At 72.2% G+C, this 6,674-nt stretch carries 10 protein-coding genes; 9 read left to right on the top strand and 1 reads right to left on the bottom strand.

Annotation, left to right across the window (positions count from 1 at the left end; genetic code table 11):
• Positions 1 to 69: 69 nt before the first annotated feature.
• From SACHA_RS0100855 to SACHA_RS0100830, 6 genes are all read left to right on the top strand, one after another.
• The gene (locus SACHA_RS0100855) at positions 70 to 402 is read left to right on the top strand and encodes an AzlD domain-containing protein (protein WP_019806438.1); all 333 of its coding nucleotides are present in this window, start codon (positions 70 to 72) and stop codon (positions 400 to 402) included.
• A 122-nt stretch (positions 403 to 524) separates the two neighbouring features.
• A complete protein-coding gene (gene pdxT / locus SACHA_RS0100850) occupies positions 525 to 1,124 on the top strand; it encodes a pyridoxal 5'-phosphate synthase glutaminase subunit PdxT (RefSeq protein ID WP_157601548.1) in 600 nt (199 codons plus the stop codon).
• Positions 1,125 to 1,246: 122 nt separating this feature from the next.
• Complete coding sequence (locus tag SACHA_RS0100845; RefSeq protein ID WP_019806434.1) at positions 1,247 to 1,996, top strand: YebC/PmpR family DNA-binding transcriptional regulator; 750 nt, start codon at positions 1,247 to 1,249, stop codon at positions 1,994 to 1,996.
• Between the two features lie 76 nt (positions 1,997 to 2,072).
• Positions 2,073 to 2,684: a DUF4262 domain-containing protein gene (locus SACHA_RS0100840; protein ID WP_019806432.1), complete on the top strand. Its 612-nt coding sequence runs from the start codon at positions 2,073 to 2,075 to the stop codon at positions 2,682 to 2,684.
• 107 nt (positions 2,685 to 2,791) lie between these two features.
• Complete coding sequence (gene ruvC, locus SACHA_RS0100835; RefSeq protein WP_019806430.1) at positions 2,792 to 3,301, top strand: crossover junction endodeoxyribonuclease RuvC; 510 nt, start codon at positions 2,792 to 2,794, stop codon at positions 3,299 to 3,301.
• Positions 3,302 to 3,311: 10 nt separating this feature from the next.
• The gene (locus tag SACHA_RS0100830) at positions 3,312 to 3,773 is read left to right on the top strand and encodes a GreA/GreB family elongation factor (protein WP_019806428.1); all 462 of its coding nucleotides are present in this window, start codon (positions 3,312 to 3,314) and stop codon (positions 3,771 to 3,773) included.
• 251 nt (positions 3,774 to 4,024) lie between these two features.
• Here the strand turns inward: SACHA_RS0100830 and mftR are convergent, their stop codons facing one another.
• Entirely contained in the window at positions 4,025 to 4,639 is a 615-nt protein-coding gene (gene mftR / locus SACHA_RS0100825) for a mycofactocin system transcriptional regulator (RefSeq protein ID WP_019806426.1), read from the bottom strand.
• A gap of 80 nt (positions 4,640 to 4,719) precedes the next feature.
• Here mftR and mftA point away from each other — a divergent pair, with 80 nt between their 5' ends.
• From mftA to mftC, 3 genes are read left to right on the top strand one after another with little or no spacing between them, the layout of a single operon-like run.
• Positions 4,720 to 4,854, top strand: coding sequence for a mycofactocin precursor MftA (mftA, locus tag SACHA_RS0100820; RefSeq protein ID WP_019806424.1), 135 nt, complete (start codon positions 4,720 to 4,722; stop codon positions 4,852 to 4,854).
• Positions 4,844 to 5,143 (top strand): mycofactocin biosynthesis chaperone MftB, encoded by a 300-nt coding sequence (gene mftB / locus SACHA_RS0100815; RefSeq protein WP_019806422.1) that lies wholly within the window; start codon positions 4,844 to 4,846, stop codon positions 5,141 to 5,143. Before mftA ends, mftB begins: the two co-directional genes overlap by 11 nt.
• Positions 5,144 to 5,152: 9 nt before the next feature.
• On the top strand, positions 5,153 to 6,355 hold the full coding sequence (gene mftC, locus SACHA_RS0100810; protein ID WP_019806420.1) for a mycofactocin radical SAM maturase: 1,203 nt from the start codon (positions 5,153 to 5,155) through the stop codon (positions 6,353 to 6,355).
• Positions 6,356 to 6,674: the final 319 nt, after the last annotated feature.

Raw genomic sequence — 6,674 nt, 5'->3', positions numbered from 1 at the left:
CGCCCACCCCGCGCGTCCCGCCCGCGCGGCCCCGGGCGGCCCCGGGCGCGAGGATCCGGAGGTGGGCCCGTGACGACCGCGCTGTCCCCGCTCACCCTGATCCTGATCACCGTCGCGCTCGCGGCGGGTACGTTCGCCTTCCGGTTCGCCGGGCCGTTGTTGCGTGCCCGGTTCACCCTCTCGCCCCGGGGGGAGCATCTGATCGCGGTCGCGGCGGTCGTCCTGCTCGCCGCGCTGGTGGCCACCTCCGCCCTGCTGGAGGGCTCCGGGTTCGCCGGCTTCGCCCGACCCGCCGGGGTCGCCGTGGGCGGGGTGCTGGCGTGGAAGAAGGCGCCGTTCGTCGTCGTTGTGCTGGCCGCGGGGGCCACGGCGGCCGGTCTGCGGCTCCTCGGAGTGCCCTGACCGGAGACCCGCGGACCCCGGCCAGTAGGCTTGACCCGATCGCGGGAGGGGTGACGAACGTGCAGCGGCGACCGGAGGTCGGTGTCCTCGCGGTGCAGGGTGACGTGGCCGAACACGCCGCGATGCTCGAACGCGCGGGCGCGCGGGCCCGGCCGGTCCGTCGCGTCGCGGAGCTGGCCGACGTCGACGGGCTGGTACTGCCCGGGGGCGAGTCCACGACGATGTCCCGGCTGCTCGCGTCGTTCGGTCTGCTCGACCCGTTGCGGGAGCGGATCCGGGACGGTCTTCCGGTCTACGGCTCGTGCGCGGGACTGGTTCTGCTCGCGCGCCGGGTGTACGACGGCAGGCCCGATCAGCATCAGCTGGACGGGCTCGACGTCGTCGTGCGGCGCAACGCCTTCGGCCGGCAGGTCGACTCGTTCGAGACCGACCTCGACATCCGGGGTATCGACGACGGTCCCGTCCACGCCGTGTTCATCCGCGCGCCCTGGGTGGAGAAGGCCGGTGCCGACGTCGAGGTGCTGGCCCGGATCCCGGACAGCGCGGAGGCCGGCGCCGCGGCGGAGCGGATCGTCGCCGTCCGGCAGGGGCGGGTGTTCGCCACCGCGTTCCATCCCGAACTGACCGGGGACGGGCGGCTGCACCGGCTGTTCGTGCGGACCGTGTCCGAGCTCGCGGCCGACCGGGAGACTCCGGCGGTGGGAGAGGGCACGGCAGGGTGAAAGGCACGGCAGGGTGAAAAGGCACAGCCGGTGAGTAGGCGCGGTCACCGCAGAGGACGCGGTCACCGCAGAGGACGCGGTCGCCGGAGTGTGCGCAGTCGCGTGAGAGAGTTGGAGGAGAGATGAGCGGCCACTCGAAGTGGGCCACCACCAAGCACAAGAAGGCCGCCCTCGACGCCAAGCGTGGAAAGCTGTTCGCGAAGCTGATCAAGAACGTCGAGGTCGCGGCGCGCACCGGCGGTGGCGACCCGGAGGCCAATCCCACGCTGTACGACGCCATCCAGAAGGCGAAGAAGAGCTCGGTCCCGCAGGACAACATCGAGCGGGCACGCCGGCGGGGCAACGGTGAGGAGGCCGGCGGCGCCGACTGGCAGAACATCACCTACGAGGGGTACGCGCCGAACGGCGTCGCGGTGCTCATCGAGTGCCTCACCGACAACAAGAACCGCGCCGCCTCGGAGGTCCGCACCGCGCTGAGCAAGAACGGGGGGACGCTGGCCGACGCCGGTTCGGTCGCCTACCTGTTCACCCGCAGGGGCGTGGTGCTCATGCCGAAGAACGACCTCTCCGAGGACGACGTGCTGATGGCCGTGCTGGACGCCGGTGCCGAGGAGGTCAACGACCTCGGGGAGAGCTTCGAGATCCTCTCCGAGCCGGGGGACCTGGTGTCCGTCCGCACGGCCCTGCAGGAGGCGGGCTACGACTACGAGTCCGCCGACACCAGCTTCCTCCCGTCGGTCAACGTGCCGTTGGACGCGGAAGGCGCCCGCAAGGTCTTCCGGCTCGTCGACGCACTCGAGGACTGCGACGACGTGCAGAACGTCTACGCGAACTTCGACGTCAGCGACGAGGTCCTCGCCGAGGTCGGCTGAGCCCGCGACCGGCGGGCATCGCCCGCGGCGCGCGGGGTGCGGAGGTTCTCCCCGCGCGCCGACGGAGTGCGGCACAATGACCGCCGTGACCCCCGACACCGCCACCGACCCGGAGGCCCCGGAGCCCGCCATGCCGGATCCCGACCACCTGCCCGAGACCGGAACACTCCCGGACCCGGACGGCGACGGGGAGACCGACGACGACCGTGAGCTCCGGGAGTGGATCGTCGCCGAGGCCGAGCGGCGCGGGAACGCGGTGGTCTCGGTGCCGACCGACGAGCACGGGGCGGGTTACGCCTTCACGGTGTGCGCGTGGGCCATGCACGCGGTCCCCGAGGCGGTGGTCGTCGGACTGCCGGAGGAGCAGGCGACCGTGCTGCTCGACGCCTACGTCGACCGCGCCGCGACCGGGGAGCGCTTCGAGTTCGGCACGCTGTACCACGACTTCTTCGAGGGTGTGCCGGTCACCTTCGAACGGGTGGCCACCGGGCACTACCCCGAGTTCTTCGGCAGCGCCTTCCTGGTCTACCCGGAGGGCGACTTTCCCGCCGTGCAGATCCTCGTGCCCACCCCGGGCGGGCAGTGGCCGTGGACCCCCGCGGCGCCGGCCGGGTTCGCCCGGTGGCAGCCGGTCCTCACCGTCAGCGGTGCCCCGGAGAACTGGACCCCCGGAATCGACGGGCCCTGACGCGCACGCCGGGGGCACCGGCGTGTCCGTCGCCCGTGATCGTCCGCGGGGGCGGTAGCGTAGCCTGCGGGCTCGAACGGGTGTTCGCGGAAAGGACGGAAAGCGGCGTGCGTGTGCTGGGTGTGGACCCCGGGCTGACCCGGTGCGGCCTCGGGGTCGTCGACGGGGCCCTCGGCCGCTCCGTCCGGTGTGTGGCCGTGGACGTGGTCCGGACCCCGGCCGATGTCGAACTCGCCACCCGCCTGCTGCGGGTGGGCGACGAGGTGGATTCCTGGCTCGACACGCACCGACCGGAGGTCGTCGCCGTCGAGCGCGTGTTCAGTCAGAGCAACGTCCGCACGGTGATGGGTACGGCCCAGGTCGGGGGCGTGGTCGCGTTGAGCGCCGCCCGGCGTGGGCTCCCGGTCGTCTTCCACACGCCCAGCGAGGTGAAGGCGGCGGTCACCGGATCCGGGCGGGCGGACAAGGCGCAGGTCACGACCATGGTCACCCGACTGCTCGGGTTGGCGGCGAAACCCAGCCCCGCGGACGCGGCCGACGCGCTCGCGTTGGCGATCTGCCATCTGTGGCGGGCGCCGATGCGGTCGCGGCTCGCCGAGCCGGAGGCTCAGGCCTGACAATGGGCGGATGACGTCGACCGGAGGTTTGAGTCCGGCCACCCGCGAACGGCTGGAACGCGAGCTGGAACAGCTGCGGCAGCAGCGCGCGGCCATGGCACCGCGGCTCGGTGAGGACCCGTTGGGTGACAGTGCCGACCAGGCGGATCTGCTCGAACGCGCGGAGCTGGCCTCGCGCCTGGACCGGCGCATCGCCGAGATCACCGATCTGCTGCACGGCGGGCCCTCCCAGGAGGCGGAGAGCGGGTTGCCGTCCGGAACGCGGGTGACTTTGCGGTTCGACGACGGCGACACCGAGGACCTGACCGTGGTCGGCCACGTCGACGAGGCCGAGGACGACGCGACCGTGCTGACCTCCGACAGCCCGCTCGGCCAGGCGGTCGCCGGCCACCGGGAGGGCGACACCATCACCTACCGCACCCCCGGCGGCGAGGCCCGCGCGGAGATCGTCACCCTCACATTCCCCTCCTGACCCCCGCCCCACGCCCGCGAGTCGCCACTCCAGGCCGGTGAGTTGACGTTCCAGGTCCGCGAGTCGACGTTCACGGCACCGCGGGCGGCGTGACAGCCGTCCGGCCTTCCGTGTCGGTTCGACGGATCTCGGCCGACTCGTGGCCCGGAAGCGTCATCTCGTGAGCCTGAGGCGTCAACTCGCGGGCTCGGGGCGTCAACTCGCGGGCTCGGGGTGGCGACTCGCGGGGTTGGGGGTGGGACCCGGGTGGGTCAGGGGAGGTGGTCGAAGCCGGTGGTGAGGGCGGTCAGGGCCCGGTCCAGGAGGGTGGTCAGGTCCGTGTCGGCGTTGTCCGCGCTGAGCCACTGCTCGTAGGCGGCCAGGGCGACGCCGAGGGTGGCGTGGGCCAGGGTCTGCGGCCACAGCGACGTCACCGGCACCCCGAGGCGCTCGGCGGCGAACTCGGCCACCACCGCCCGCCAGTCCGCGTAACGCAGGGTGGAGTGCGCCTGGAGCGCGGGCACACGCAGGATCAGCTCCAACCGCGCGCGGTGGCGCGGCTGTTCCTCGGGCTCGACCCGGTTGAACTCCACCACCCCCGTCCGGATGGCCTCGGTCAGCGGCTCGTCGGCGGGGCGGGCGCGCAACCGCGCGCGCATCCGCCCCAGGTGGGCGTCGAAGTCGCCCCACACGACGTCGTTCTTCGAGTCGAAGTAGCGGAAGAAGGTCCGCCTGCCGATACCCGCCGCACGGGCGATGTCGTCCACGGTGGTCGCGTCGAATCCGTCCCGCCCGAACAACGCGAACGCCACCCGTTCCAGCTCGTCGTGGCTGGTCGACCTCCGTCTGCCCGGGCGCGCGGTCGGCTCCGGATTCGTCTGGGCCATAACCCCTTCCATTTGGCACTCGGTGCCATTACTGTGGCACGCACGGTCGTCATCCCTACTCGGACAAGGAGTAGCCTCCCATGAACGAAGCCGAGACCACGGTCGACACGAGCACCCCGGCCGCCGCCGAAGCCGACACCGCCGATTCCGACACCGTCGAAGAGGACCTGCTCGTCGAGGACGTCTCCATCGACGGCATGTGCGGTGTCTACTGAGGCCGGGGCCGAGGTCCGCACCGAGCCGTTCGATCCGGCCCGGCCGTACCGGCTCTCCCCGGGTGTCGCGCTGCGGCCGGAGCCGTTCGGTGCGCTGGTGTACGACTTCGGCACCCGCCGTCTGTCCTTTCTGAAGACCCAGCTGCTCGTCGACGTGGTCCGTGAGCTGGAGAACCAGCCGGACGTGCCGGCCACGCTCGACTCGGCGGGGGTCCCCGCCCCCGAACGCACCCGGTATCTCGACGCGCTGGCGGGCCTGCTGTCCGCGGGCACGATCGAAGCACGATGAGAGGTGGCCATGAAGCTGGTCGAACACTTCCAGCACGGCCTGGACGCACCGATCTGCCTGACGTGGGAGCTGACCTACGCCTGCAATCTGTCCTGTGTGCACTGTCTGTCCGCGTCCGGGCGACGTGACCCCCGCGAGCTGTCCACCGACGAGTGCCGAGCGGTCATCGACGAGCTCCAGCGTCTCCAGGTCTTCTACGTCAACATCGGCGGCGGGGAGCCGACGGTGCGGTCGGACTTCTGGGACCTCGTCGAGTACGCGGTGGACCACCACGTCGGGGTGAAGTTCTCCACCAACGGGGTGAAGCTGACCCCCGAGCGGGCCCGGTGGCTGGCGGCGACCGACTACGTCGACGTGCAGCTCTCCCTGGACGGCGCCACCGCGGAGGTCAACGACCACGTCCGCGGCCCCGGCTCGTTCGACACCGCGCTCACCGCGATGGGGAACCTGCGCGACGCGGGCTTCACGAACTTCAAGATCAGCGTCGTGATGACCCGGCACAACGTCGACCAGCTGGACGACTTCAAGCGGCTGGCCGACGACCACGGGGCGCAGCTGCGGATCACCCGCCTGCGCCCGTCCGGCCGCGGCGCGGACACCTGGGACGAGCTGCACCCGACCGCCGACCAGCAGCTCCAGCTCTACAACTGGCTGGTCGAGCACGGCGAGAACGTGCTCACCGGCGACTCGTTCTTCCACCTCAACGCGCTCGGCTCCACCCCGCTGCCCGGGCTGAACCTGTGCGGCGCGGGCCGGGTGGTGTGCCTGATCGACCCGGTCGGCGACGTCTACGCCTGCCCGTTCGCCATCCACGAGGAGTTCCTGGCGGGCAACGTCCGCGACGAGGGCGGGTTCACCCGGGTGTGGCGCGGGTCCGACCTGTTCACCCGGCTGCGCGAACCGCAGACCGGCGGGGCCTGCACCTCGTGCTCGGCCTACGACTCGTGCCAGGGCGGGTGCATGGCCGCGAAGTTCTTCACCGGGCTGCCGCTGGACGGTCCCGACCCCGAGTGCGTCAAGGGCAACGGCGAACGCGCGCTCGCGGGTGTGGGCGCCGCTCCGAAGCCGGACAAGGACCACTCGAAGCCCGGCCGCAAGCGGGTGTCGGTGCCGCTCGGGTGGGGACCGCCGGAGGACGCGACGGCGTCCACACCGGACCGGATACCGGACCGTGCGTGCGACACCAGCCCGCTGGCGGGTTTCCGCCCCTGACCCGACCGGCTCGCCGGTCCGCACCCACGACGGTCGTCCCCGCACCCACCGGGTGCGCCCGTCCCGGGATGTCCCACGCGGGCGACCGACCCCGCCGGACATACCCACGCCGCCCCCCGACCACCCGGTCCCCGCCGACCACGACCGGAAGCACCCGACATGGCAACGACCGGCTCCGGTGACCCGGACCCGACCGGCCCGATCACGCTGGCCGGGCGCACCGCGCCGTCCCGCGTGCTGTTCGGCCCGCACGTGACCAACCTCGCCGACGGGCGCCACGACGTTGGCGTTGAGTTTCCGGCTCCCGCCGACCGCGGAC

This window comes from Saccharomonospora halophila 8 (assembly GCF_000383775.1).
GTDB classification, from domain to species: Bacteria; Actinomycetota; Actinomycetes; order Mycobacteriales; family Pseudonocardiaceae; genus Saccharomonospora; species Saccharomonospora halophila.
Note: the sequence above shows the minus strand (reverse complement) of the source record. Positions and strands in the feature narration are given on the sequence as shown.

Excerpts from the sequence above, each read along its gene's own strand:
- mftC (WP_019806420.1), top strand. The coding sequence starts at position 5,153 with ATGAAGCTGGTCGAACACTTCCAGCACGGCCTGGACGCACCGATCTGC.
- mftR (WP_019806426.1), bottom strand. The coding sequence starts at position 4,639 with ATGGCCCAGACGAATCCGGAGCCGACCGCGCGCCCGGGCAGACGGAGG.
- mftA (WP_019806424.1), top strand. The coding sequence starts at position 4,720 with ATGAACGAAGCCGAGACCACGGTCGACACGAGCACCCCGGCCGCCGCC.
- SACHA_RS0100845 (WP_019806434.1), top strand. The coding sequence starts at position 1,247 with ATGAGCGGCCACTCGAAGTGGGCCACCACCAAGCACAAGAAGGCCGCC.
- pdxT (WP_157601548.1), top strand. The coding sequence starts at position 525 with ATGCTCGAACGCGCGGGCGCGCGGGCCCGGCCGGTCCGTCGCGTCGCG.
- SACHA_RS0100840 (WP_019806432.1), top strand. The coding sequence starts at position 2,073 with ATGACCGCCGTGACCCCCGACACCGCCACCGACCCGGAGGCCCCGGAG.
- SACHA_RS0100830 (WP_019806428.1), top strand. The coding sequence starts at position 3,312 with ATGACGTCGACCGGAGGTTTGAGTCCGGCCACCCGCGAACGGCTGGAA.